This window comes from Frateuria sp. (genome assembly GCF_035695185.1).
Classification (GTDB): domain Bacteria; phylum Pseudomonadota; class Gammaproteobacteria; order Xanthomonadales; family Rhodanobacteraceae; genus Frateuria_A.
In genome coordinates this window covers 1-26,009 of the sequence record NZ_DASSES010000164.1, presented here as the reverse complement: position 1 = coordinate 26,009, position 26,009 = coordinate 1, and the positions used below count along the sequence as shown (strand labels likewise).

Here is a 26,009-nt window from a genome sequence, read left to right as displayed (position 1 = left end):
GGAGACCAGCATGCCCGACCCCGACACCAGCCCGTTGTTCCAGCCCGGCCGCCTGGGGGCCATCGCCATCCCCAATCGCGTGGTGATGGCGCCCCTGACCCGCAACCGCGCCACGCCCGGGCGCCTGCCGCCGCCGCTGGCGGTGGAGTACTACGGCCAGCGCGCCGACGCCGGCCTGATCGTCAGCGAGGCGACACAGGTCAGTCCGATGGGGCAGGGCTACCTGGACACGCCGGGGATCTACAACCAGGCGCAGGCCGGCGCCTGGCGGCGCGTGACCGACGAGGTCCACCGGCGGGGCGGTCGGATCGTGGTGCAGCTGTGGCACGTGGGCCGCATTTCGCATACCAGCCTGCTGCCCCCGGGCGAGGTGCCGGTGGCGCCCAGCGCGATCCGCGCCCACGCACTGACGTTCACCCGCGAGGGCTTCGTGCCGGTCTCCGCACCCCGCGCACTCGACATCGAAGAAATTCCCGGCGTCATCGATGATTACCGCCGTGCCGCCCGGCTGGCGATGCAGGCGGGCTTTGATGGCGTGGAAGTGCACGCGGCCAACGGTTACCTGATCGACCAGTTCCTGCGCGACGGCACCAACCAGCGGACCGATGGCTACGGCGGCGGCATCGAGAATCGCACGCGCTTCCTGTTCGAAGTCGTGCGCGCGGTGGTCGAGGAAATCGGTGCCGACCGCTGCGGCGTGCGCTTCTCGCCGGTGACGCCGGCCAACGATTGCCACGACTCCAACCCGCAGCCGCTGTTCGAGCGGGCGGTCGAGCGGATCAGCCCGTTCGGGCTGGCATACGTGCACGTGATCGAAGGGGCCACCGGCGGCCCGCGCGACAACGCACCGTTCGACTACCGCGCCATGCGCGCGAGATTTGCCGGGCCATGGATCGCCAACAACGGCTACGACAAGGCAATGGCGGTCGAGGCGATCGCCTCCGGCTATGCCGACGCCATCGCCTTCGGCATGGCCTACATCGCCAATCCCGACCTGGTGCGCCGGCTGCGCGAGGATGCACCCCTGGCCAGCGCCGACCGCGACACGCTCTATGGCGGCGGCGCGCACGGCTACACCGATTACCCGCCGCTGGAAGCGGCCGGCGGCCGCGCGCGGCGGACCGGCTGAGCCGCGCGTGCGATCCGGTGCCGTCGTGGGACGTGCTCAGGCGACGTCGGCGGTCCAGGCTTCGCTGCCGAACTTGCTCTGGGCCAGGGCGTGGGCCTGCGCCAGCTCGCCCGGCCGCAGGCTGCCGTCGGCGAGGCCGTGCAGGCGGCGGAAGGTGGCAACCATGTGCTGGATGATCGCCGCGCGCGGCAGGCCGGTCTGGCGACGCAGCGGGTCGACGCGCTTGGCGGCGCTCTGCGTGCCCTTGTCCGAGAGCTTCTCGCGACCGATGCGCAACACGTCCAGCATCTTGGTCGCGTCGATGTCGTAGGCCATGGTGACGTGGTGCAATACCGCGTGGCCGCGGTGCGCCTGGGCAGCGCCGGCGATCTTGCCGCCCTCGGAAGTGATGTCGTTGAGTGGCTGATACCAGGCCTTGATGCCCAGCTCGCCCAGCGCCTCCAGCGTCCAGGCGTCCATCCACGCATAGGCCTCCTGGAAGCTCATGCCCTTGATCAGCGAGAGCGGTGCGTAGATCGACCAGGTGATGGTGTTGCCCGGCTCGATGAACATCGCGCCTCCGCCGGAAACGCGCCGTACCACCTGGATACCGTGCTGGCGCGCGGCATCGGCGTCGACCTCGTTGCGCAGCGACTGGAAGCGGCCGATCACCACGGCCGGTCCGCCCCACTCCCAGATGCGCAGCGTCGGTGGCCGGTGGCCGGCGCCGACCTCATGGGTGAGCACCTCGTCCAGCGCCATGTGCAACGCGGGTGGCTGCGGATCGGTGTGGATCAGTTGCCAGGCGTGGTCCTGCCAGAGCGTGCGGGTCATGCGGAGCTTTCCGTGTCGATGGCGCGGCGGACCGCGACCGCGATGGCTTCGGGGGAGATGCCGTACATCATCACGCCGGGCGCCAGTCGCGCGCGGATCGCGGCGGCCAGCGCAGGCTCGTCGGCATCGGCCGGCTGGCCTTCCAGCGCGGTGTCGATCGCGTGCAGGGCGTCGTCCGGTTCCAGGAAGAAATCGCCGCTCACCTGCACCCGGGCCAGGCAGCCGTCGGCGATGCCGAGGTCGACCACGACCAGCTTGCCGCCGGGCATCTTGTATTCGCCGTGCATGGTTCCCTCCGCTCTGGCCGGCGGGAAGGCTAGCGCAGGGCCGGCCTCGCGTCAGTGACCACGACCGTGGAAATGCCCGCTGCCGGCGCCGACCGAGACGCTGATCCCGCCGGTGGGGTGGTCGCAACTGCCGAACGCCTTGCTGATGTTGACCCTTCCTTGCTGGTAGCTGCCGTCGACGTGGCTGCCGCTCATCACGCCCATGCCCACGCTGCCGTGGACCTGCGGCTGGTCGTAGGTGGCGTCGTCGCAGTCATCGACGGCCACCTGCTCGTCCGTGGCCGTGCGCCCGCTGGTGTCGCCGTAGTAGACCCCCGGCGCGCTTGCCGGTTTTGGCGCCGTGCTGGCCGTCGCCGGCAGGTCGCTGGGCGGGAGCTTGAGGTTGAGCGGCTGGCCGGCGCTCTGCGACCAGGCGGGCGTGGCCAGCATGGCGGCGAGGAAAGCGGTGGCGGGAAGCAGGGGGCGCATGGCGGGATCCGGTCGGGCGGTGCCTGTAGCAACGGGCGGGGCACGGTCGCGTGTACCGGGATTGGAGTGGCGGCGAGCGCGAAAGTTCGCGGTGAAGCGAGCCGCTGCCGGGCTTCCTCTCCCCGCAGGGAGAGGAAGCCCGGGCGCACGTCAACCGGTGGTTTCGATCCGCTCCACGCGGCGCAGGCCGCGCGGCAGCAGGCCGCCGCGGGTGGCGCGGTTGCCGCCGTACTCGACCAGGTCGTTCCAGCGCAGGGTGAGCTTGCGCTGGCCGGCGTACAGCGTGACCTCGCCCTTGCCTTCGGCGACCACGGCGATGCCGGCCACACGCTCCTCGCCGCTGGCGAGCCTGGCCTTGGGCACCTCGATCAGCTTGTTGCCCTTGCCCTTGTCCAGCTCGGGCAGTTCGGCGACCGAGAACATCAGCAGGTGACCCTCGGTAGTGACCACCACGATGCGGTCGCGCGCCGGATCGGCGCTGGCCTGGGGCGCGAGGATCTTCGCTCCCTCGCTCAGGCTGATGATCTGCTTGCCGGCCTTGTTGCGTCCGGTCAGCGCCTCGAAGCGGGTGACGAAGCCGTAGCCGAAGTCGGTGGCGAGGATCAGCCGCGTGTCGTTGTCCCCGGTGGCGAGTGCATCGAAGCTGGCGCCGGCGGGCGGGCTGAAGCGGCCGGTCAGCGGCTCGCCGTTGCCGCGTGCCGAGGGCAGCGTGTGCGCGGGCGTGGAGTAGCTGCGACCGGTCGAGTCGATCACCGCGATCTGCTGGGTGGTGCGCGCCTTCACCGCGGCGAGCAGGCCATCGCCTTCGCGGTAGTTGAGTCCCTCGGCATCCACGTCGTGGCCCTTGGCGGCGCGGATCCAGCCCTTCTGGCTGAGCACCACGGTGACCGGCTCGCTGGCGACCAGCGCGCTCTCGTCCAGCGCCTGCGCCACTTCGCGCTCGATGAGCGGGGAGCGGCGCTCGTCGCCGTACTTGGCGGCGTCGGCCTGCAGCTCGCCCTTGATCAGGGTCTTCAGCTTGGCCGGCGACTTCAGCAGCACGTTGATGCGCGCGCGCTCTTCCTCGAGCTGGTTGCGCTCGGCCTCGATCTTCATCTCTTCCAGCCGGGCGAGCTGGCGCAGCCTGGTCTCGAGGATGTAGTCGGCCTGTTCCTCGGACAGCTTGAAGCGCTTCATCAGCACCGGCTTGGGCTCGTCTTCCGAGCGCACGATGCGGATCACCTCGTCCAGGTTGAGGTAGGCGATGTGCAGGCCTTCGAGCAGGTGCAGGCGGCGCTCGACCTTGCCCAGGCGGTGGGTGAGGCGGCGGGTCACCGTGTCGGTGCGGAAGGTCAGCCACTCGGTGAGGATCTTCTTCAGGTCCTTCACCTGCGGCCGTCCGTCCAGGCCGATCATGTTGAGGTTGACGCGGTAGCTCTTCTCCAGGTCGGTGGTGGCGAACAGGTGCTGCATCACCTCGGCCGAGTCGACGCGGCTGGAGCGCGGGACCACCACCAGGCGGATCGGGTTCTCGTGGTCGGACTCGTCGCGCAGGTCCTCGACCATCGGCAGTTTCTTGGCGCGCATCTGCGCGGCGATCTGCTCGAGGATCTTCGAGGGGCTGACCTGGTGCGGCAGCGCGGTAATGACGATGTTGCCGTCTTCCACCTGGTACACGGCGCGGGCGCGCAGCGAGCCGTTGCCGGTCTGGTAGATCGACAGCAGCTCCCTGCGCGGGGTGATGATCTCGGCCGCGGTCGGGTAGTCCGGCGCGGGCAGGTGCCGGGTCAACTCCTCGACACTTGCGTCGGGGTTGTCCAGCAGGTGGATGCAGGCGGCCACCACCTCGCGCAGGTTGTGCGGCGGGATGTCGGTGGCCATGCCCACGGCGATGCCCATCGAGCCGTTGAGCAGCACGTGCGGCACGCGCGCGGGCAGCCAGGAGGGCTCCTCCAGCGTGCCGTCGAAGTTGGGCACCCAGTCGACCGTGCCGTGCGCCAGTTCGCCCAGCAGCGCCTCGGCGATGGGGCTCAACTTGGACTCGGTGTAGCGCATCGCCGCGAAGCTCTTCGGATCGTCCGGCGAGCCGAAGTTGCCCTGCCCGTCGACCAGCGGATAGCGGTAGGAGAACGGCTGCGCCATCAGCACCATCGCCTCGTAGCACGAGGTGTCGCCGTGCGGATGGAACTTGCCGATCACGTCGCCGATGGTGCGCGCGGACTTCTTCGGCTTGGCGGTCGCGGCCAGGCCAAGCTCGCTCATCGCGTAGATGATGCGCCGCTGCACGGGCTTCAGGCCGTCGCCCACGAAGGGCAGTGCGCGGTCGAGCACCACGTACATCGAGTAGTCGAGATACGCCCGCTCGGCGTATTCCTTGAGCGGGATCTGTTCGAAATTGGCTTGCAGGTTCATTCGCGGGGCTGTCTTGCCGGATAACCGGACGATGGTGCCAGAACGGCCGCGGGCAGGACAGGGCGCGGCGCCGGCGGGGCCACGGAACCGCCGGCGGCCGGTGGATCAGAGGAAGGCCAGGCTGGAGATGTCGCCATTGCCGTCGGCGCTGCAGGCGACCTGCAGGGTCTTCGTCCCCTTCGCGAAGCTCAACGGCACGCGCACGATCACGTCCTTGCCGTCGTCGCTCGCCACCGCCGCCTCGGCATGCGAGCGGTAGGCGCCGTAGGCGGCGGTCAGGCTTTCCCAGTTCGACTGCAGCTGTTCGGGGGAGAACATGATGCGCATGGTCACGCCCAGCTGGGCGTTGGCGCCGCGGTAGTCGTGGGCGGCAAGCGTCTCGGACAACCGGCTCGCCTTGCCGGCACACGGGGCGGCAAGCGACGAGGCGTGGCCGGCGCCGCAGGCGAGGCAGGCGAGAAGGAGGGCGGGAAGGCGGGGCATGGGCTGTCTCCGGTGCGGTGTGGGGGCCCTGGCGGCCCGGTTGCTCTCAGTGGGGTGGCGGGTTGGGTTTCGGGCGGGCCTTGTCGAAGTAGTAGGCCGCGCCGCCGTTGAAGCCGGCGCCGAAGTTGAGCAGGTCGGCGCCGAGCCCGGGCTTGTAGCCCTGCTGCACCTCGTACATGGTCTGGGCGTAGCGGCCGAACATTTCCGGCTCGACCATGTTCGCCTTGATGGAGCCCTTGAGCGGGCCGAGGCTGGCCTCGAGCTTGGACAGGTCGCGGCCGGTCATGAGGCCGCTGAGGTAGGCGCCGATCGCCGCCGTGTAGGCCTTGGCCTTCTTGTACACGGTCCAGTAGTTGCTCGTTTCGAGCGAGAACGCGCTGATGCTCCAGACCGAGGTGTCGATACCGATGAACGCGCCGGCCATGAATTCGAGGTAGTCGCCGCTGGACGGGGCGATCGGCTCCATCGCCATCACGTAGTCGGCGAAACTGCCGTGGTCGCCCGTGTCGTTGAGGGCGATCGTCTCGTAGGTCTTGGGGTCGATTTCGAGCCAGGCCCAACGGTCCTCGCCGTAGATGCGGGTGGGCCGGTCCGGCAGCAGCATCGCCTTGTCCGACCTCTTCGCCCGCGCCACCAGGGCGGCGGGCATGCCGTGGGCCTGCATGTACTTGAGGTCGTCGGCGCGCCGGCCCGGCAGGCTCAGGTAGAGGTGGCTGTCGTCCGGATTGCGCTGCCACACCTCCATGAAATCCGCGCCCTGCTGCGGCAGCGCGGCGCCTTCCAGGTGCGAGGCGAACATGCCGCTCATCAGGTTGAACGCGTGGCGCGCGTCGGGCGTGCCGCGATGCAGGTCGTTGGCGGACTGCATCAGGTCCATGCGGGTGCGCAGCCGCGCCGGGTCGCCCAGGCGCTCGACGGTGACCAGCAGGGCGCGGGCGCGGTCGGTGCGACCGGCGGTGACGTCGAGCTGATGCGCGAGTTCGTCCTCGTAGCGGCTTTGCCCGGCGAGGAAGCGGTACAGGATGCTGCGGGTATACCAGGCCAGGGCCGCATGCACGGTGGGCTTGCCGGCCGCGTGGTAGGCGCCGTCGGCGGCCTTCTGCAGCGCACCGGCCGCGCCGGGCGGCAGGTCGGGCAGGTTGGCGCCGAGGGTGAAGAACACGCCGGTGACGTCCTCGCCCGCATGCAGGCTCAGCGTGTGGGCCAGGTGCTGGCCGGCCAGGTCCAGTTCGATGCGCATGCCCGTGATGGTGAACCGGCGTGGATCGACATAGTCGTCGCCTGGCACCTGCAGCGTCTGGTTCTCCAGCACGGCGGTGTAGCGGCCCTGCCGGGCGCCGACCCGGATGTCGACCGCCGCGCGGCCCAGTGCATCCATCGGCAGGGTGGCGCGCAGCACGCGCCGCTCCTGTTCCTTGTCGGCCGGTGCGGCGGCGCCGGTGAGCGCATCGGCCATGTTGCCGGCCATCGCATTGATGCCCTGGCGCTTGCGCGGGCGGAAGCGGAAGTACACGCGCAGCTGCGCCTGCACCGGCGTCATCGTGCGCTCGTCCTGGCCGGCCGGCAGGAACACCCGCCCACCCAGTTCGGACAGGTCCCGCATGAACGGCAGCACCAGCACGCGGGCCTTGCCCCGGCCATCGGTGTAGGCCCAGCCGGGCAGCACGCGCGTGTCGACGCTATCGACCCGACCGAGCGCCTGCAGCGCCTGGCGCCCGGCGTCGGTCACCTCGAGCATGCGCAGCGAGGGCGTGTAGCCGAGCCGGGCGAGCAGGCCGCCGGCCAGCTCGGCCAGGTCGCCCTCGGTGCCCCAGCCCTGCGCCAGCACGGCCTCGGGAGCGTTGCGGTATTCCCAGTAGTGGTCCACCGACGGCAGCCAGCGCAGGCCCTTGAGCAGCGCCTGCACGTCGGCCGCCGTGGCAAGGGAGGCCAGCCGCGTGGCGCCGTCGATGGCCAGCGGCGGCACCGGTACCTCGTGCGCCGGGCCCGTGGCCGGCGTGGCGCGAGGCCCGGGCCTCGCGGCGAGAGCGGCGCGATGGCGTGCGATGACTTGCTTCAGCGCCACCGCCAGTTGCTGGTCGTAGCGGCGGTCGACCGGTGGATCGACGCGGTCGACCAGCAGCTCCGGCTGCGCGTAGGCGGGCTTGGCCACGACCTGGCTGAGGGCGGGAAACAGGGGCGAGCGCAGTTCCAAGGTCAGCCCGGCCCATGTACGCGGCACCGCGAACACCAGCAGGCCGCGCCGGCGGGTGCCGTCGTAGACCTGCCATTCCCGGTCGATGCCCAGCAGCAACTGGTCGGTCAGCCGATCGGGTGGCAGCGAGGTGGGTCCGTTCGCCGGCGGTGCGCCCTCGGGCACCAGCTCGAAGGCGTCGCGCAGGCCCGACAGGCCGCTGCCCGGGCGGGTGTTGGCCACGGTGATGTCGGCCACCACGTAGTCGCCGAAGGGCCAGTGGCTGGTCTTCGCCCATGCCAGCGCATTGACCGTGAGCGTCATGCCGTCGCCCGGCACGCTTCCGGCGGCGGGCCCGGCCGGCAGCGGCTTGCCGTGCACCGGCAGCACCGAGGCGCCCCCGGCGAGGTCGCAGTACAGGCTCGCCGGCGCGTCCTTCAGTACCGCCGGCAGCTGGAAGGCGAAGCGCACCGTGTTCGACGAGCCGGGCGCCAGCATCACCGGCCAGAGGAAACCGAGCGGCAACCCCGCGGTGGCGCCGTTCACCGGCACCATGAAGGGTCCCGCCGGTGTGTCCAGGGCGAGCTGGAAGCGCTGCGCGGGAGAGAGCTTGAGATCCGCCTGCACCTTCGAGTCCAGGCGCGCCTCCAGCAGGCGGAACACGCTGTCCTCGCCCGCCTCGACCTGCTCTATCCGGCGCACGTCCTGGCTGGCGGTGAGCGCAAGCGCGAAGCTGTCCGACTGCCGGCCGGCCAGGCGCTTCGGCAGCGCGGTGATGTCGACGTCGTGCGGCGCGGGCGCGCCGACCAGCGGCAGCGAGATGTGGCCGTAGCGGGTGTCGTAGAAGCGCACCGAGGCTTGGCTGATCTCGCGGTCGGGCACCAGGAACACCAGCGCACCGTGCAGTGTCTGGTCCGGCTCGATGCGCACGCCGTTCTCGCCGGGCGCGGCCAGCGGTGTCTGCGCCAGCCAGGTGGCCGGCGAGGCCGGCCAGGCGCCGTCGCGGTCGAGCGTGACGAAGAAATGCGAGGCGAAGTCGGGGATCAGGTAGGGCGCACCCTCCGGCTCGATGTTCTTCAGGCTCGTGTCCAGCGCCAGGAACACCTGCCCGCTCGGCGCATCCACGCCGTGCAGCCGCTTGAACAGGTACATGCCGTCCGCATGCCACTGCACCGCGCGGTTGGCGGCGCTCGCGTCCAGCGGGATGCGCTTGGTCAACAGCACGTCCTGGCTGGGGATGTCGCGACCGTAGACCAGCGCGGCCGCATCGTCGCCGTACTGCGGCGCTTCAAGGCCGGTGCGGAGGGCGATCGTGTCCAATGCGACCGGCGTGGCCGTGGGGCCCAGCGCGGGGAAATCAGTCAGGATGCTGTCGCTGTCGCGGCGCGACGGGCCCTCGCCGGCGGGGCCACTGACCGAGACCGTCAGCGCCGGCCGGCCGGCCGGGGCGGCACTCGCCTCGGCCAGCACCTGCGCGAGCGCCCTGGCCAGTTCGGCGGGGTCCTCGGAGATCACGTAGCGGCCGCCGGACTGGTCGGCTGCCCACCTGAACGCATCCTCCGCACCGCCCGTGCCCATGCCGATCCACAGCACGCGGATGCCGTCGGCCCTGATCCCCTGCAGCAGCTTCCGGAACGACGGCTTGTCGTCGTCGGGCACGTCCAGCGCGGCGTCGGTGAGGAAGACGATCACACGCTTCTGCGCCGGCACCGCCTTCAGCGACTGGTAGGCCTTGCGGACCGAACCGAGGATCTCGGTGCCGTTGGCCACCTCCAGGCTGCCGAGCGTCTGCAGCAGTTCGGCCTTGCGGTGGGTGAAGGTCTGGCGCACGTTGACGTCGCCGGAGAAGCTGATCAGCTGCACCAGGCTGCCGGCCGGAATCGACCGGATGAACCCGTGGAACAGGTTCTTCATCTTGTCCAGCCGCCAGTTGCAGTACGTGCAACCCGTACTCGAGGCGGTATCCATCGACAGGCTGACGTCGGTGGCCAGGGTGATCACCGGCAGGTCCGACGGTGCGCCCGCGCGCGGGCGGCGGTAGGTGGCAACGAAGCGGTTGCCCAGGCGGTCGTTGATCGAGTCGAACACGTGCTGCAGGGCGGCGGTGTCGTCGGCGGGGTAGTAGGTGCCGCCGGACAGGCCGGCCAGCTGCTCCAGCGTGCGGCCATCGTGGCCCGGACCGAAGCCGATGGTGAACAGCGGCACGCCGGCGTCGGCCACCGCGCGCTCAACCTGCGCGCGCGTCGCGTCGCTGCCCTTGCCCTGGTGGTCCTCACGGCTGTCGACGCCGTCGGTGAAGGCCACCAGCGTGGGGCGTTGCTCGCCATGCAGCAGCTTCAGGCCCTGCAGCACGGCGTCGTACAGCACGGTCGAACCACCGGCGCCGACCTTGCCGAGGTTGTGCAGGGCCTGGGCCTTGCTGGTGCCGGAAAGCACGCGCACCTGCGAATCGAAGTCGACCACGCGAACGCGCGCATCGTCCGGAAGGCCCTGGACGAAGCGGCGCGCGGCATCGAGCACGCGCTTCATCGAGGCGCGCATCGAGCCGGAGGAGTCGAGCACCAGTACCAGGCTGGGCGGCGTGCGGAGGCGTGCGACCGAAAGCAGTTTCGCCTGCTGGCCGCCCTCGACGATCTGCGTATTGGCCAGCGTCGGCTCGAGCTTCGATCCGGCGCCATCCTGCAGCTCGAAGTCCACCGTGGCCTGCCCGCCGTGCGCGGCGGCCTCCAGAATGCGCAGCTGGCTGCGCGCGCCGCCGCTGCGGTCGACGGCCGGGTCGCGATAGGCGCGCTCGACCAGCGGGCCCATGTCCAGCTCGGTCATCTGTCCGGCGCTCACCGGTACCAGCCGTGTGCCCAGGGTGTCGTTGTCGTACACCAGCGAGCCGGTCGCCACCTTGACGCTCCAGTAGCCCGAGGGCAGCCAGAACAGCACGTCGCCCTCGGGGGTGAGGCTGCCGCGGCGGTCCAGCTCCGGGTGCTTCAGCGAGATGCCGGCCGGTTCGGCCACCGTGACGTGGCCGAGCGTGGCGCCGTGGACCTTGAGCGCACCGAGGCGCTCGCCATCGTGGACCGGCGTGATTGCCTCGCCCTGCTCGAGCGTGACGGTGACGACCTTCGGGTCGTTGCGGGCGTCCCAGGTGACGCGCCACTGGATCGGCAGTGCGGCGTCCTGCGGAATGTCGTCCAGCGTGTAGGCATGCGTCTTGTAGGCGTGCAGCGTGCGGTGATACTGCAGGTCGCGCCGGTACCGGCCCTGCAGGTAGGTGTTCTCGCCCGCCAGGTCCAGCGCGCCGTCGCCCAGGGTCACTTCCAGGCTCTGGAAGCGGTGCGCGGGGTTGGTGGTTGTGAAGTAGATCGTGCGATCGGGCCAATCGGCGGTATGGAACGTGAGGGTGCGGCCCGGCTGCGGCACCAGCTCGCGGCAGAGTGTGAGCAGGTAGCCCTTGCCGCGCGGTTCGGCCACGCCCCACCAGTCGTTGCCTTCGCCGTCGCGGGCGTGGATTGCCAGCCCGCCGCGGTCGGCCGGCCAACTCTCGCCCCCCAGGCCGGCGACGTATCGGGCCAGGTCGTCCAGCGCAGTGCCTTGCGGCTCGCGCCAGTCCACCCGCAGCTGCCAGAGTTCGCCGCTGCTCGCACGCCGCGTACTCATGTTGTGCCGGTCGATGTACTCGAGCACCAGCTTGCCGTTGGGCTTGTGGCTGGCCTCGGCATAGGCTTTCTGCGCGCCGAAGGGATTGACGTAGGGCGCCGGCAGCGTCCACGGACCCGCCGGCCAGGCCTTGCGCGGCGGCACCGGCGCGGCTGCCGGCGCCGCTGCGGTGGATGCGGCCGGCGCCAGGGCGGGGGCCGGGGCGATGGCATGGCCGGACCGTGCCATCGCGGCGGCACCGTGGCCGGGCGGGTGCCCGTGCACCAGCCACGCCACCGTGCCGGCGACGGCGAGGAGGCCGGCCAGCGCGAGAACCCACGCCAGCGCGCGCGACCGGCCATGCTGCTGCTTCATGGACTGCGTCTCCGTGCCGGTGTCACTGCATCAGCATTTCGTCGATCCCGCCCTGGCGGGGGTCGCAGGTCACCCGGTAGGTCCAGGACGACCGCTCGAACTCCAGCGGCATCGACACCGTGGTGGTGCCGTCGCCGTTGCGCGTGGCCGTGCCCTCGCCGTGACCGCGGTAGGCGCCGTAGTTGTTCTTGATCAACGCCTCCCACATCGCCGGCAGTGGCTGCGGGAACGACTGCGCGCGCAGCTTGGCGTCCATCTGGCGGGAGGCGGCCTCGTAGTCACCATGACCGAGCGCGTCGAACAGCGCAGCGGCCCTGGCGGTGCAGGTGTCGGCGGCTGCGGCCGCGTGCGCAGGCAGGACGGCGAACGCGGTCGCGGCAAGGACGAGAAGGCGGCTAGGGAACATGCGGGGACTCTCCGGAAGTGGGCGGGGTGGGGGCGCTCTGGCGTTCGCTCGCCGCGGGCGTCGCGGTGGCCAGCGCGTCGGCCAGGGCGGGTGGCTGGCGCCCCTGGTAGCGCCAGTGCCAAGGCTCGAACACGATGCCCTGCCGGTTGCCCGGTGGATAAGACAGGCTGAAGCCGTAGTCGCCGGCGTGGGCGACCAGCCATGCGAACGCAGGCGTACCGGCGAACGCCGCGTCGGCCGCCGGCACGCCCGGCGTGGTCAGGTCCAGGGCGCAGCCACTGTGGTGCTCGCTGAAGCCGGGCAGGGCATTCACCTCGAGCACCGCCGCCAGCGGCGTGCCGCGGTCGAGCTTGCGGCGCAGCAGCCGGCGCTGGTAGCCGAAGCTGCGGAAGCCCGAGACCGGCTGCAGGACCACGCTTTCGCGTGCGGCCGCCGCAACCATCGTGAGCAGCGCGCTCGCCGCGCGCGGGGCCAGTCGCAGCGGTCGGGCGTAGACGTCCCTGCCGGCCGGCACCAGCGAAGCGGCGGATGGCTGCAGGTGCCACTGGTGCGCCTGCGCCCAGCCCGGGGCGACACCGATCCGGCGTGCCGTTTCCAGCGCGCGCTGCCGGTAGGCCGGCGTGGCCTGGCCATGGCTGGCGCAGGTCGCGCCCGCCGCTGGCGCGAGCCATGCCAGGCCCGGCGCCGCCAACGTCAGCGCGCGGCGCAGTGAGAGCTTGCGGGGCATCGCGTCAGGCCCGGCCGGGCGTGAACGTCCAGCGGATGGTCATCGTGGCCGGGACCGGCCCGCCGCCTGCGTCGGCCTGCACGTGGCGCGTCTGCTGGCCGCTCTTCGATCCCTTGCCGGACCAGTGCAGGTGGTCCAGCCGAACCTCCGGAATCGCCACCTCCCGGGTTTCCGTCTCACCGCCGGAGCGCTTCCACTGCTCGGTCAGGGTCAGTCCCGGCAGGGTGAGACCCAGCGCCTGCGTATCGCCGTCCCACTCCGCGAGGGCGTGCGGGTAGGGATCATGCAGGCAATCGGTGCTGGCGCGACCGTGACCTTCCTCCGAGCCGTCGACGTACCCGCCCCGGCCCTCGGTATCGCTCACCGAGCGGTAGCGGGCGGCCTCGCGGCTGCTGGCCTCGAGCGAGCAGGCCGTCTTGCCGTCCAGCGACCAGTCACCACGCGCGTGCTGGCTGGTCCTGGCGGCAGGCCCGTGGGCGGTCGCCGCCAGCGCCTTGCGCTTGTCCGGCGACAGGCCATTGACCAGCGCCATCATCCGCGTGGACACGCAGTTGTCGTCGTCGCCGCATTCTTCGGCGATCTTCTCCATCGCCGGCATCTGTCCGGCCATCGCCTGCCGGGCGCCTTCGGTCCGGGAGATCTGCTCCTGGGGGTTGTCCAGCCTCGCGAAGGTTTTCCGCTGGCCGTGCAGCCGGAGCGTCCCGTGCAGCTGCTGGTGAACCTCGCGGCTCGACCACTCGCCGTGGCCGGGCTTGCCGGTCTGGGCCTGGCCGTCGATCTGGATGGTGTAGGTCAGCGTGGCGCTGGAGGCGTGATAGTCGAACGGCGTGACGTCGGCGCCGAGCGCGGCAGTCGCCAGCAGGCTGGCGAGGGCGGCGGCGGGCAGGCGGCGGACGGCGGCGGGTCGCGTGGGCGGGAGGGGGCGGGTCATGATTCCTGGCCTCGGTTCCGGGAGAGAAGAACCGCGCGGTGGCGCGGCCCGGGCATTCGGCACCGGGCGCGGACGGCGTGCTTGAGGCAGGTCTCAGGGAATCGTTACGGATTCTTACTTGCTTGAGGAATCAAGGGCTTGCATTGGCAGTCGCCGGGCGGGCCTCTTCCGCCCGGCGGCGATCCCTGTCCTTGCCAGCTGCACCTGCACGCTGTCCGGCCCGGCCAGGTGGGCGGCGCCGACGGCGATGAACACGGTGCCGGGGCGCGCGAGCAGGGCGGCGATGCGCTTCGCCCAGGCCCGGTTCCGTTCGACCAGCAGGCGTTGGTACAGCGCCGGCTCGTCCTTGCGCAGCGACGCGTTCTCGAGCCGGGCGATGGCCGCTTCGTCGCCGTCCCTCCAGGCGCCGATCAGCGCCTGGAGGTCGACCGCGGCGCGGTCGGTGTCGCGCAGGGTCGAGCGCAGCAGCGCCACCTGCATGGCCCGCGGCATGTCGGCGAGGAAGCGGATCTGCTCTTCGGCGGTTTCCAGCGCCCGCACCGGCTTGCCGGCCTGCTCCATGCGCGAGCGCAATTGGCGGTCGACGCCTTCGGCCGGGTCCAGCCCGGCCTGGGTCAGCGGCGCGACGGTGAGGGTGAGCGCCGCCAGCCACGGGCGCATCACCTCGAGCGCGGCCATGCCACCGGGCACGTGGGCCAGCCGCGCGGCACGGTCCAGCCGATCGCGGTCGAACGGGCTGAGCAGGCCGGAAAGCGGGTGTGCCATGTCCATGCCGTACTGCAGGACCAGCGCGGCCATGTGGGCCGGATCGTCGTCGGTGATCTCCAGGTAGAGCACCTGGCTGTCGTCCAGCGCCCGGTCCAGCGCGGGGAAGTGCCAGGCGGTGTCGTGCGGGAGCAGGTGCACCGTGCCGAACAGGTAGATGGTGGTGTCGGTGTCCCTCACCACCCACAGCGCCGGGTGCGCCGCCGCCGGCGTGGCGAGCAGCTCGAGCAGCAGTGCCAGGAGGACGCCCCGCCAGCGGACGTGCAGTCGGCTCGCGTCGGGTCGGGTCCATTGCATGCGCAAGCCATGCCTGGTCGTCGAAAGAGACCGGCATCGTCGCACACGCGGTGAGGGTCCTGGTCGCCTCCGGGGACGGCGACGACGATCGGCTGGGCCCGGGGTGTGGGCGTCACCCGCCGCCGGGACGGGGCCCGCTGGCGAGTGGCGTGCGGGCGAGGATCGTCAGGGCCGGCTGGCGCAACGCAGCCAGCCGCGCCTGGGCGCGCCGGGCGGCGGCCGCATCGCCCCGGCGGTTCGACCAGGCGATGTAGAGCCGCAAGGTATCCGCGGTGACGCTGCGGTCAGCGAGGTCGAAATCGTGCATCAGCCGCTCGGGTAGAGCCTCGTCACCGGTGGTCAGCGAAAGCTGCAGGGCGGTCGCGCGCAGCAGGTCCTGCGACCCCTCCGGCACCGCCGCTTCCGCGCTGGCGAGCGTGTTGCGCGCCTGTTGGCGTTTGCCGCTGGCCGCGGCGGCCATGGCGCGCACCAGGGTGGCGTTGAAGCGCGCGGCGGTCGAGCCGGCCAGGGCCTCGGCCAGGTGATCGGCGCGGCGGCGGATCCCGGGTAGCGCGCCCGGATCGCTGGCGACCGCCACGAAGGCCTCGATGACGGCGCGGTCGAGCGCGGTCGAGGGATCTTCGCTGGGGTCGGCCAGCTCGCTGGCGCCGCGCGCCATGGCCAGTGCCTCCCTGGGGTGGCCACTGAAATAGGTCCAGCCGGCGCCCAGGTCGAGCAGCCGCGACTGCATGAAGGTGTTGCCCTGCGACCGGGCCAGTCGCAGGGCGGTATCGACGGCCGGGCGGATTTCCTCATAGACGCCCTTGTCGTAGAGCAGACTGGCCAAGAGATTGCCGGTGGCCACCTGCAACGCCGCATCGTCGTGATGCGCACACCAGTTCCAGGCGCGAATCAGCAGGGGCAGCGCTTCCAGCTCACGGCCGTCGCCGTACAGGGCGTACGCCAGGTTGTAGCTGGCAATGATGGCGGAACGCTCCCGGCCCAGGGTTTCGTCGGCGGCCAGCTCGGCCCGGGCAGCCTCGATACCGGCAGCCGCATTTCCCTGCGCATCGGCGATGTAGGCCATGGTGTTGTGCATCAGCGGTTCCAGCCCGCGCAGCGGCGTTTGCTCGATCAGCGCCCTGGCCTGCCGGTATTCGTCCAGCGCGGCGGCCAGTTGCTTGTGCCGGGCGTGGATGTTGGCCGACGCCAGCAGCACGCGGGCGAGGATCTCCGGGTCCTTGGCCTGGCGGGCCGTTGCCATGGCCTGGGCGGCAAGCCCGAGCGCCGTCGCGTCCTCGTGCCGGTGGTCGGCCTGGGTCACCTGGGCGGCCAGCACGCGGGCCGCGATGCCCGTCTCGGTGCGCCGTCGCGCGTCCGCGAGTACGGCGGAAAGGCCGGCATCGCCGGCCTGCGGTTCGTCGGTCGCAATCTGTGCCTGGGCGAGCTGGAACCGGCCCGGCAGGAAGTCCGGTGCACCGCTCGCCACCACGGCGAAGTAGGGCTTGGCCCCTCGCCAGTCGGCATGCATTGCAAGGTCGATGCCGCGGGCGAAGGTCTCCGCCAGGTAGGCGTCCTGCGGCGTGGCGCGGAACGGCGAGCTCGCCGGTGGATCGAGCTTCAGCGCGCGGCGCAGGCGCGTGGCTGCATTCACGCCCAGCGTCGCCGGGTCACCGCCGCTGAGCACCAGGGTTTCCGGGCTGCCAGTCCCTTGGTCGACACGTAACCTCAATTCGTAGAACTTCGGGCCGAGCCGCTTCAGTTGGCCACCGACCAGGACGTCGGCGTCGGTGGCAAAGCGCACGTGTTCGTCCCGCGTGCGCCCCTGGGTGGGCGCGAAGCTCCAGGCCTGCGCCGCTTCCAGCGGATCGACCACGTCGACGTCATGGCCATGGGAAAGCAGTGTCGCCACCAGGCCGGGCAGGCCCCGGGTGGTCCAGTCCAGCGATGGGTCGCCGGTGCCGTTGGCGATCGGCAGGACGGCGACACGCTGTTTCGGCGGTGCCGGCGGCGCCATGCTGCGTGGCACGAACCACAGCGAGAGCAACCCGATCGCTGCCAGGGCACCCAGGCCACACCAGAGCGTGCGTCGTCGGCGGGCGCGCCGGGCCGGCGCGGGCGCCGGGTCGGGTGCTGGCGGCGGCGCGGCTGCGTCAGGCACGGCCTCGATCGCCGCGACCCACTGCAGGCCGCGACCGTACACGGTGCGGATGACGCGACCCTGCCGGCCATCGTCGCCGAACGCGCGCCGCGCCTTGAATACCAGCTGGCTCAGTGCGGCATCGCTCACGGGACGGCTGCCCCACAGCGCCTCGATCACCGCCTGCTTGGCCAGGGCGCGTTCGCGATGCTCGACGAGCAGGAGCACCAGGTCGAACACCTTTGCTTCCAGTTCGACCGGCCGGCCCTCGTGCAGCAGCCGCCGGCTGGCGGGCACGATCGTGTACGCACCGCACTGCCATGCCCCTTGCGGGGCCTGTGCCGAATCCTCTCCCTGCATCGCCCTGCCGCGTGTCCGGTCCCCGCCGGCAGGTTTACCACAATCGCCGGGGCGCATTCACGGGATCCGTTCCGCTGCGGGAAAGGACGAGGCGACCCAGTGCCTGCGGCCGGGCCGCGGGTGCGGCCCGGCTCGCGAAAATGCGTGCAGCCCGTCCGGTCAGTCGTCGCCGGCCAGCGCCTGCGCCTGTTGCTGGACCTTCTTCGCCATGGCTTCCAAGGTTGCCTTGTGCGCCTTGAAGAAGGCGACGTTGTCGGCGTCGTAGGCCTTGTCGAGCTTGCCGTGGGCGTTTTGCTGGTAGATCACGCCGAACGCCGCGCCCATGTATGCCACGCTTGTGTAAACGTATTGCTGCGGCGTCAGGCCGGCTTCGGCGAGCGCTTTCTTGATCGCCGGCTGGGCTTCCAGCCGGGCGATCGTCTTTGCGGTCGGCTCGCTGGCATCCATCTCTACGGCATCGCCGAGCTTCGGATCGCGCACGGCGGCCTCGATCAGTTTCAGTTGCGCATCGTAAAAGGCCTGGACCCGGGCCATCGTCAGGGGATAGTGCACGGCGCGATCCCCCTCGGCGTCGGCCCCCAGTGCGGTGCCGGCCGTTGCCAGCAGCAACAGGGTCAGCAGGATAGAGCGGCAGTTCAGCGACATGGTCTTCTCCTCTGGGCCTTGTTCATCCATTACAGCGCCGGGCACGGCGCCTGGGGAGGCCGGCGCACCCGGTCCCCGGCGAGCCGACGATACCGCGCGGGCAGGGCGCGGTGTCAAAGCAGGCGCCGGGCGAAGCGCCCGCGATACGGCCGGCCGCCCATTACCGACAATCGGATGGCGGTGCGGCCGGCTCGGCCCTGGTCGTGGAGCGATGGGGAAGGTGGCTCGCGAGGGCGCTCCACACCGAGCCGACCGCCGAGCGCGGGACGACAGGTGGCGCGTGCTCGGCCAGCCTTTCCCCGGCGATCCGGGTAGCCCTGTCCTGTGCGTCCTTGCGCACCGCGTTGCCAACCGCCGTGGCCACGGAATGGGATCCGCAGGCCGGGCGCGCCGCCTGTGCGGTCATGGCCGTCAGCATGGCCAGGCAGGCGGCGACGAGCGCCAGTCGATGGATTTGCATGGTGTCGTGTTCCCCGGATGGTTGCTCGAAGGTCTCGACGGCAAGGGTCGGCGCCGAACGAGACGGTGTGAGTCGAGCAGGGGCCGCGCGGGCGATCTTTAGGCGATACTGACAGGCTGCTTACGGATTCTTATGTTGCTTGGGCATCAACGTGTTAGCTGCACATCGGAGAGCCCAGCCGTGCCCGGCACCAGCGCGGCCAGGCATGGCCGAGTGCCTTGCACCCTCGCCGGACGGTGACGTTGCGTCGCATTGTCCCGGTAAGCTTCAGCGCGGCACGCGGTAGCCGCCGGGGACGCCGCGCGGGCTCAGGGTGAGTTGCCAGAGTTGGTCGCGGCGGCTGCGGAATACCGCGGCGGAGACGGCCAGGTAGTAGTGCCACATGCGGCGGAAGCGTTCGTCGTAGTGATGCGACAGCGCGGGCCAGGCGGCATCGAAGTTGGCGCGCCAGGCGGTCAGGGTCTTGTCGTAGTCGGCGCCGAAGTTGTGCCAGTCCTCGACCACGAACAGCCCCTCCAGGGCAGTGGCGGTCTGGCTCATCGCGGGAATCATCGAGTTCGGGAAAATGTACTTCTCGATCCAGGGGTCGGGCCGCGAGGGCGCGCCGTTGCTGCCGATGCAGTGCAGCAGGAACAGGCCGTCCTCGTGCAGGCAGCGCCGCGCCACCTCGAAGTAGCTGCGGTAGTTGAGTGCACCCACGTGCTCGAACATGCCGATCGACATGATCGCGTCGAACGGTTCGTCCAGGTCGTGGTAGTCCTGCAGGCGGATCTCCACCGGCAACCCCGCGCACAGTGCCTGCGCGTAGGCGGCCTGCTCCTTCGAGACGGTGATGCCCACCCCCTCGACCCCGTATTTCTCCGCCGCGTACTTGAGCGCCTCGCCCCAGCCGCAGCCGATGTCGAGTACGCGCTGGCCCGGCCTCAGGCGCAGCTTGCGGCAGATCAGGTCGAGCTTGGCGACCTGGGCGTCATCCAGGTTGGTCGCCTCCGCCCAGTAGCCGCAGGAGTACACCAGGCGTTCGCCGAGCATGGCCTGGAACAGGTCGTTGCCCAGGTCGTAGTGGGCCTTGCCGATCTCGAAGGCATGGTCCCCACGCTGCAGGTTGATGAAGCGGGCTTTCAGGTGGGCGATCAGGGTATCGAGGGTTTTCAGCTCCTCGTCGAGCTGTGCGCGCAGCAGGCGGGTGAACAGGCCGGGCAGGTCGTCGCTGTCCCACCAGCCATCCATGTAGGCCTCGCCCAGGCCCAGCGAGCCGTGCGCGAACACGCGGGCGTACAGGCGTTCGTCGTGCACGCAAAGATCGCAGGGTGGCGTCTCGCCGGCACGGACGCCGGCCAGTGCGAGCAGATCGATCGCGCGTTGCTTGAGGGACTGCTGGCGCATCGGCATTGCAGCGCTCCTTTCAGATGGCGGCACGCCTCACTGCGTGCCCAGAATGCCCAAGCGTATGGTCGAGGTTGCATACACGATGTCCACACGCGCCTCTCGCACCAGATCGAGCAGGACCTGCGCCTGCTCGGCACGCAGCAGGAACTCGATCTTCACCGGCAGGTTGTCCGCCAGCTCGAAGAACGCTTCCTCGTGCAGCACGCCGTGGCGCCCGAACCCCGCGATTGCACGAAATACCGAGCCCCCGCCGATGCCCCGGCGCTTGGCCTGTTCCAGCAGCCATTCGGACAGCAGCGTGCCGTCGTGCCGCGCGCGCAGGTGCGCGTAGAAGCAAAGCCGTACCGCTTCGATCGTGTCGTCACTCACTGGCGATCTCCTCCAGGTTGTGGACGCGCCCGGCCAGGCTGGCCGCAGGGGCGCACTAGAACGCCCGCAGCAAGCCCCGCGTGGCGGCGATTCCTGCCATGGTCATGCCCAGCGAGCCGGCCAGGTGCACCAGGACATGCGCGCCGAACCACGCGTACTGCTGGCGCAGCAGGAGGGTCGAGGCTTCGGCCGAAAACGTGGAGAAGGTGGTCAGGCCGCCAAGAAAGCCGGTGAACACGAACAGGCGCCACTCCGGCGGCAGCGCCTGGAAATGGTCCCAGAGGCCCATCGCGCAGCCCATCAACAGGCCGCCGAGCAGGTTCGCCGCCAGGGTGCCGGGCGGCAACGTGGGGAAGAGGTGGTTGAGCAGGTGGCCGAGCAGCCAGCGCAGCCAGCAGCCGACGGCGCCGCCGAAGCCGATGGCAAGGAATCCGGTGTAGCCCACGCGCGTGCCTCCCTGAAGGTCGAAGTCGTCCGGACCCCCGCACTACGGGCACGCGCCCGCACCCGGAGCGGTCCGGTGTGCAGGCATCATCAACCCCTCGCTCGGGGTGGTTCGTTCCGGTGGGAACGGGAGGCATGCCATCTCCCATCCGGGGGATGCTAGCCCATCGCCGGGCCGGGAAGCATCCTCGCGGCTGCCCGTGCGGGCCGCAAGGTGCTTTTTGAATCCGCCAACCCGCATACTGTCCACCGCTTCCCGGCGTCCCATCCATGGCCACGACACCTCCTTCCATCCGGCGCAGCCTGCCGTGGCTGCTGGCCGGGCTGTCGATGATTGGCCCGTTCTCGATCGATGCGGTGTTCCCGGCATTCCCGCTGATCGGCGCGCGCTTCGACGTGGACGAGGTGGCGCTGCAACAGCTGCTCAGCATGTACCTGCTGACCTACGCGGTGATGAGCCTGTTCCACGGGGCGATTTCCGATGCGGCCGGGCGCAAGCCGGTGATCGTGGCGGGCATGCTGGGGTATGCGCTGGCCTCGGCCGGGGCCGCGCTGTCGACGTCGTTCGGCATGCTCCTGATGTGCCGCGGCATCCAGGGGGCCTGCGCCGGGGCCGGCCTGGTGGTGGGCCGCGCGGTGATCCGCGACAGCCTCGAGGGCGAGGCCGCGCAACGGCTGATGTCGCAGGTGATGATGATCTTCGGGGTGGCGCCGGTGATCGCGCCGATGGTGGGGGCGCAGCTGCTCGGACTGAACGGCTGGCACGGCATCTTCTGGGTGCTTACCGGTTTCACCCTGCTGCTGGCGCTGCTGCTGGTATGGCAGCTGGATGAGACCCACCCGCCGGCGGCGCGCAGCCGCTTCGCCCTGAAGCCGCTGCTGGCCGGGTACGCGGCGTTCGGGCGCGACCGGCCGTTCTGGCCGCTGCTCGTTTCCAGTTCGGTGAACTTCGCCGGCCTGTTCCTGTTCATCGCCTCGGCGCCGCGGATCATCCGCGATCTGCTCGGCCTGTCGGCGCAGGGCTTCCCCTGGCTGTTCATCCCGGTGGTGGTGGGACTGGTCGGCGGCGCCTGGCTGTCCGGGCGGCTGGACGGACGGCGTGGCGTGGGCTTCACGGTCAACCTGGGCTATGCCGTCATGCTGCTGGCCTGCGCGCTGCACGTGGGCCTGGCGCTGGCCTTGCCGCAGCCGCGGCTGCCCTGGTCGATGCTGCCGCTGGTCCTGCACGGCGTGGGCGTGCAACTGGCGTTTCCCACGCTGACGTTGTTGTTGCTGGACCGGTTCCCGCACAAGCGCGGCGGCATCTCCTCGGTGCAGGCCTTCGCCAGCCTGCTGCTCAACGGGGCCGTCGCCGGCGTGCTCTCGCCGCTGCTTTCGGCCAGCCTGCTGCGGCTGGCGCTGGGGGCGTGCGTGCTGACCGTGATCGGCGCGCTGTCGTGGGGCTGGTACCGTCGCATCACCCGGGCGCCGCGTACGCCACCGCCGCGCGACGTCGAGTTGCAGGCGCAGATCGCCGAACCACGCTGAGCCTGCCGGCGACCCGGCGGCGCTGCCGTGCGACACCGTTCGATGCCTGCCGTCGCGGCAGGGTTTGCATGACTTTCGCCATTCGGCCGGGATGCGAGCGCCCCCTATGCTGCGCGGCGTCCCCCGCTTTGCATATCGCCGATGCGCCTTTCCGCTCGTCATCGCGCCGCGCGCGCCCTGATCGCCTCGTTCGCCCTGCTGGCCCTGCCTGCCATGGCGGTTGATGTGGACGGTCACATCGACCCAACCGAATGGAAGGGTGCCAGGGAGATCACCGATTTCCGCAAGACCCAGCCGCTCAACGGCGAGCCGGGCAGCCTGCCGACCAAGGCGTGGGTGCTGTCGACGCCGGAGGGGCTGGCGATCGCCTTCCGCTGCACCCAGCCGCCGGGCGTGCCACGCACGCACCAGCGCATCCGCCGCGACGAGCAGGCGCAGGTCGACCGCGTCAACCTGATGGTCGACTTCGACGACGACGGGCGCACCGGCTACAACTTCATGGTCACCCTCACCGACGATCTCAACGATGCGGTGGTGACCAACGAAACCCGCTTCAACACGGACTGGGACGGCAACTGGCAGCATGCCGTCAGCGAGGACGCCCAGGGCTGGAGCGTGGAGATGCTGATCCCCTGGTACATCGCGCCGATGCGCGCGGCCAAGGATGGCGAGCGCACCGTCGGCCTCTACCTGGACCGCGTGATCGGCTCGACCGGTGAACGCGACGCCTGGCCGGTGGCGAGCTTCAACAAGCCGCGCTTCCTCTCCGATTTCAAGCCGGTGGCCTTGCCGGCCTACACGCAATCGCTGTTCGCGATCACTCCCTACGTGGTCGGCATCCGCGACCAGGTGCGCGGGGACAACACCTTCGATGGTGGCGCCGACATTTTCTGGAAACCCAACGGCCAGACCCAGCTGACCGCGACCATCAACCCGGACTTCGGCCAGGTCGAGAGCGACGACCTGGTGGTCAACTTCGGCGCCGAGGAGACTTTCTTCACCGACAAGCGCCCGTTCTTCACCGAGAACCAGGGCATCTTCGATTTCGGTCTGCTGATCGACAACAGCCAGCTGATCTACACCCGTCGCGTGGGCGGCCCTGCCGACGACGGCAACGGCGCCGGCGACGTGACCGGCGCGGTGAAGCTCAACGGCAGCGTCGGCGCGACCCGCTACGGCGTCCTGGCGGCGGAGGAAAGCGGCGATGCCGGACGCACCTTCTCGGCCATCCGCCTGATCCATGATTTCGGCAGCCAGAGCCTGGGCATGCTGGCCACGCACGTGGATCGTCCGTGGCTCGATCGCGAGGCCGACGTGTTCGGCGTCGACCATCGCTGGCAGCCCAACGACAAGCTCACCGTCACCAGCAACGCCGTCGGCAGCGCCATCGACGAGCAAGGGCGCACCGTGCGCGGCACCGGCGCCACCACGGTGGTCGAGTACGAGATGAACGAGCGTTGGACCCAGGAGTGGCTGGCCATGCACTTCGACGACAAGCTCGACCTCAACGACTTCGGCTACCTGCCGCGCAACAGCCTCAACTACGTGCATTACGAAGTACGCAGGCGCTTCGCCGACCTGCCGGCCGGATCGCGCTACGCCTCGCATGTGTGGCACTGGAGGATCATCGGGATCGACAACGACCACGGGCTCCCGCTGCAGCGGCAGTTCCGGACGATCCGCGAGAGCCAGCTGCGCGACGGCGGCGAGGAAGACTGGCAGCTCAACCTCGATGCGGCCGCTTACGACGACCTGCTCACGCGCGGCCATGGCGCGCTGCGCATCCCGCACAACGCCATGCTGGACTGGGTGCGCCAGAGCCCGCGCAAGGGCAACTGGGCGTGGGAGTCCGAAGTGACGCTCAAGGGCAGCGACCGGGTCGGCCTGCGCCGGGTGGGTTACGTCGGCATGTTCGAGCCGACCTACTTCATCAATGATGCCTTCAGCCTGTTCAGCGGCGTGACCTACGAGTTCGATCCGGACTGGCTGGTGTGGCAGCACGACAACCTGATCGGCAGTTTCGACAGCCACCAGATCCTGCTCGACGCGGGTGTCAACTGGAACATCGGCAGCCGCCAGGAGCTGCGCGTCAAGTTGCAGGCGCTGGGCCTGGATGCGCGGTTGCTGCAGGCCTACCGCGTCAATGGCGACAGGCGCGCAGTGCCGGTGGACGACCCGGTGAACGATTTCAGCGTGCGCAACCTCGGCTTCCAGATCCGCTATCGCTTCGAGCTGGCGCCGCTGTCGGACCTGTATGTGGTGTACGGGCGTGGCGGCTATGCGCTGGACCCGCGCTACAGCGAAGCCGGCAGCCAGTTCGGGCGCAGCTTCGACCTGCGCGACAGCGAGCAGTTGCTGGTGAAGCTGGCCTACCGCTTCGAGCTCTAGGCCGGGGTGTCGGCGGCTTTCCCCGAAAGCTGCCTGCCCGATCGTCGCCATGCGGCCATGCCGAGCGACCACCGCCGGCGTGGCCGCCGGACGTTCCGGTATCGCCTGCAGGCAGTCGGGGCCCCGCGGGCGTCCGGCGATGCGAGAACGGTCCGGGTGGGCCGTTGACGCCGGGCCAGGCATGCTGCGCACATGACGCCCGACTTCATCGCCTCGCTGCTCGGCCGCCCGGCCACCGTGCTGGCGCGGTCGTTCTATGCGCGCGACCCCCGCGTGGTGGCCCCCGCGCTGCTCAACAAGATCCTGCTCCGCGCCGACGGACGCAGCGGACGCATCGTCGAGACCGAGGCCTACTGCGGTACCGCGGACCCGGCGGCGCATTCCTGGCGCGGGCGCACCGCGCGCAACGCGACCATGTTCGGTCCGGCTGGCTTGCTCTATGTCTACTTCACCTACGGCATGCACTGGTGCTGCAACCCGGTGTGCGGCGAGGAGGGCGAGGGCGTGGCGGTGCTGCTGCGCGCCTTGGCGCCCCTGACCGGACTGGCGGCAATGCGCGCGGCACGGCCCCGCTGCCGGCACGACCGTGACCTCTGCCGGGGCCCGGCGCGGCTTTGCCAGGCGCTGGGCATCGACGGAGCGCAGGATGGCATCGACCTGGTCGAGGGCGCCGGCGGCTTCGTTCTGGTGGACGACGGCGTGCCACCGCCAGCGCAGCCGGGCGTGTCGCCGCGGATCGGCATCACGCGCGCCGCGGAGGAGCCGTGGCGGTGGTACGTGGCAAACGACCGGCATGTGTCCCGGTAGGAGCCGCTTGACGCCCGCTTGATGCCGTGGGGCGGACGGTGCCGGCTGTCCACCGAGGAGAGCGGCCATGCCTTACAAATCCACCCGTGACCTGCCCGACGCCGTGCGCGACAACCTGCCAAGCCACGCCCAGGAGATCTTCAAGGAAGCGTTCAACAGTGCCTGGGACGAGTATGCGGACCCGGACAAGCGCCGGGGCAAGGAGTCCCAGGAGGAAGTCTCGTTCAAGGTCGCCTGGTCGGCGGTGAAGAACGAGTACGAGAAAGGGGATGACGACAAGTGGCACAAGAAGTAGCTGCCGGTTGTGAGCCTCTCCCCGGAGGAGGAGGGTGAGGGGCGGGGCTTGTGGGAAGGGCCTTGTGGCGGGCGCTTATCCAAGGTGGGGCGGGAACTCCGGCGAGCCCCGGCCCCTCACCCCAACCCTCTCCCCGGAGGGGAGAGGGAGCTGACCTCAGGCCAGGCCGCGGGCTTCGAGGAACGCCAGTGCCTCGCCCGCATCCTGTTCGAACCACGCCTGCGTCGAGCCCAGCCGGAAGCTGTAGCCCCAGGCATCCATGTCGGCCATCAACCGCGCGCGGCCGACGCCCGGCAGTTCGTCGGCGAGCAGGATCTGCAGGTAGCAGGTG

The 26,009-nt window shown here is 70.4% G+C and carries 20 protein-coding genes and 1 riboswitch; of the genes, 5 read left to right on the top strand and 15 right to left on the bottom strand.

From position 1 onward, the window contains the following. Positions 1 to 10: 10 nt before the first annotated feature. Complete coding sequence (locus VFH59_RS13390) at positions 11 to 1,129, top strand: alkene reductase (RefSeq protein ID WP_325165406.1); 1,119 nt, start codon at positions 11 to 13, stop codon at positions 1,127 to 1,129. Positions 1,130 to 1,165: 36 nt separating this feature from the next. On the opposite strand, the gene VFH59_RS13385 is transcribed toward VFH59_RS13390, so the two are convergent. From VFH59_RS13385 to crcB, 15 genes are all read right to left on the bottom strand, one after another. Further along, positions 1,166 to 1,942, bottom strand: coding sequence for a biotin/lipoate A/B protein ligase family protein (locus VFH59_RS13385; protein ID WP_325165405.1), 777 nt, complete (start codon positions 1,940 to 1,942; stop codon positions 1,166 to 1,168). Next, positions 1,939 to 2,229 carry a biotin--protein ligase gene (locus VFH59_RS13380; protein ID WP_325165404.1) on the bottom strand — a complete coding sequence of 97 codons (291 nt, stop codon included), beginning with the start codon at positions 2,227 to 2,229 and terminating at the stop codon, positions 1,939 to 1,941. The genes VFH59_RS13385 and VFH59_RS13380 overlap by 4 nt, the downstream gene beginning before the upstream one ends. 51 nt (positions 2,230 to 2,280) lie before the next feature. Further along, on the bottom strand, positions 2,281 to 2,697 hold the full coding sequence (locus tag VFH59_RS13375) for a hypothetical protein (RefSeq protein ID WP_325165403.1): 417 nt from the start codon (positions 2,695 to 2,697) through the stop codon (positions 2,281 to 2,283). Positions 2,698 to 2,847: 150 nt separating this feature from the next. Further along, entirely contained in the window at positions 2,848 to 5,088 is a 2,241-nt protein-coding gene (parC, locus tag VFH59_RS13370; RefSeq protein WP_325165402.1) for a DNA topoisomerase IV subunit A, read from the bottom strand. Between the two features lie 105 nt (positions 5,089 to 5,193). Continuing rightward, positions 5,194 to 5,571: a DUF3887 domain-containing protein gene (locus VFH59_RS13365; protein WP_325165401.1), complete on the bottom strand. Its 378-nt coding sequence runs from the start codon at positions 5,569 to 5,571 to the stop codon at positions 5,194 to 5,196. A 46-nt stretch (positions 5,572 to 5,617) separates the two neighbouring features. After that, positions 5,618 to 11,749, bottom strand: coding sequence for a VWA domain-containing protein (locus tag VFH59_RS13360; protein ID WP_325165400.1), 6,132 nt, complete (start codon positions 11,747 to 11,749; stop codon positions 5,618 to 5,620). A gap of 22 nt (positions 11,750 to 11,771) precedes the next feature. After that, the gene (locus tag VFH59_RS13355) at positions 11,772 to 12,155 is read right to left on the bottom strand and encodes a DUF3887 domain-containing protein (protein ID WP_325165399.1); all 384 of its coding nucleotides are present in this window, start codon (positions 12,153 to 12,155) and stop codon (positions 11,772 to 11,774) included. Further along, complete coding sequence (locus VFH59_RS13350) at positions 12,145 to 12,882, bottom strand: M15 family metallopeptidase (RefSeq protein WP_325165398.1); 738 nt, start codon at positions 12,880 to 12,882, stop codon at positions 12,145 to 12,147. The genes VFH59_RS13355 and VFH59_RS13350 overlap by 11 nt, the downstream gene beginning before the upstream one ends. A gap of 4 nt (positions 12,883 to 12,886) precedes the next feature. Then, positions 12,887 to 13,813 (bottom strand): hypothetical protein, encoded by a 927-nt coding sequence (locus tag VFH59_RS13345; RefSeq protein WP_325165397.1) that lies wholly within the window; start codon positions 13,811 to 13,813, stop codon positions 12,887 to 12,889. 114 nt (positions 13,814 to 13,927) lie between these two features. Continuing rightward, complete coding sequence (locus VFH59_RS13340) at positions 13,928 to 14,875, bottom strand: TraB/GumN family protein (RefSeq protein ID WP_325165396.1); 948 nt, start codon at positions 14,873 to 14,875, stop codon at positions 13,928 to 13,930. A 112-nt stretch (positions 14,876 to 14,987) separates the two neighbouring features. Continuing rightward, complete coding sequence (locus VFH59_RS13335; protein WP_325165395.1) at positions 14,988 to 17,291, bottom strand: winged helix-turn-helix domain-containing protein; 2,304 nt, start codon at positions 17,289 to 17,291, stop codon at positions 14,988 to 14,990. Between the two features lie 222 nt (positions 17,292 to 17,513). Beyond that, positions 17,514 to 17,999 carry a hypothetical protein gene (locus VFH59_RS13330; RefSeq protein WP_325165394.1) on the bottom strand — a complete coding sequence of 162 codons (486 nt, stop codon included), beginning with the start codon at positions 17,997 to 17,999 and terminating at the stop codon, positions 17,514 to 17,516. A gap of 727 nt (positions 18,000 to 18,726) precedes the next feature. Beyond that, entirely contained in the window at positions 18,727 to 19,845 is a 1,119-nt protein-coding gene (gene cfa, locus VFH59_RS13325; protein WP_325165420.1) for a cyclopropane fatty acyl phospholipid synthase, read from the bottom strand. A 36-nt stretch (positions 19,846 to 19,881) separates the two neighbouring features. Further along, a complete protein-coding gene (locus VFH59_RS13320; RefSeq protein WP_325165393.1) occupies positions 19,882 to 20,217 on the bottom strand; it encodes a DUF190 domain-containing protein in 336 nt (111 codons plus the stop codon). A gap of 55 nt (positions 20,218 to 20,272) precedes the next feature. Continuing rightward, positions 20,273 to 20,662: a fluoride efflux transporter CrcB gene (crcB, locus tag VFH59_RS13315; protein WP_325165392.1), complete on the bottom strand. Its 390-nt coding sequence runs from the start codon at positions 20,660 to 20,662 to the stop codon at positions 20,273 to 20,275. A 73-nt stretch (positions 20,663 to 20,735) separates the two neighbouring features. Beyond that, positions 20,736 to 20,816: riboswitch (Fluoride riboswitch) on the bottom strand. Between the two features lie 115 nt (positions 20,817 to 20,931). Here crcB and VFH59_RS13310 point away from each other — a divergent pair. The 4 genes from VFH59_RS13310 (at position 20,932) to chaB (ending at position 25,678) form a co-directional block, all read left to right on the top strand. Then, positions 20,932 to 22,188 (top strand): multidrug effflux MFS transporter, encoded by a 1,257-nt coding sequence (locus VFH59_RS13310; RefSeq protein WP_325165391.1) that lies wholly within the window; start codon positions 20,932 to 20,934, stop codon positions 22,186 to 22,188. 141 nt (positions 22,189 to 22,329) lie between these two features. Beyond that, positions 22,330 to 24,576 (top strand): DUF5916 domain-containing protein, encoded by a 2,247-nt coding sequence (locus VFH59_RS13305; RefSeq protein WP_325165390.1) that lies wholly within the window; start codon positions 22,330 to 22,332, stop codon positions 24,574 to 24,576. A 192-nt stretch (positions 24,577 to 24,768) separates the two neighbouring features. After that, a complete protein-coding gene (locus VFH59_RS13300) occupies positions 24,769 to 25,383 on the top strand; it encodes a DNA-3-methyladenine glycosylase (RefSeq protein WP_325165389.1) in 615 nt (204 codons plus the stop codon). A gap of 67 nt (positions 25,384 to 25,450) precedes the next feature. Further along, positions 25,451 to 25,678: a putative cation transport regulator ChaB gene (gene chaB / locus VFH59_RS13295; RefSeq protein ID WP_325165388.1), complete on the top strand. Its 228-nt coding sequence runs from the start codon at positions 25,451 to 25,453 to the stop codon at positions 25,676 to 25,678. The last annotated feature ends 331 nt before the right edge of the window (positions 25,679 to 26,009 follow it).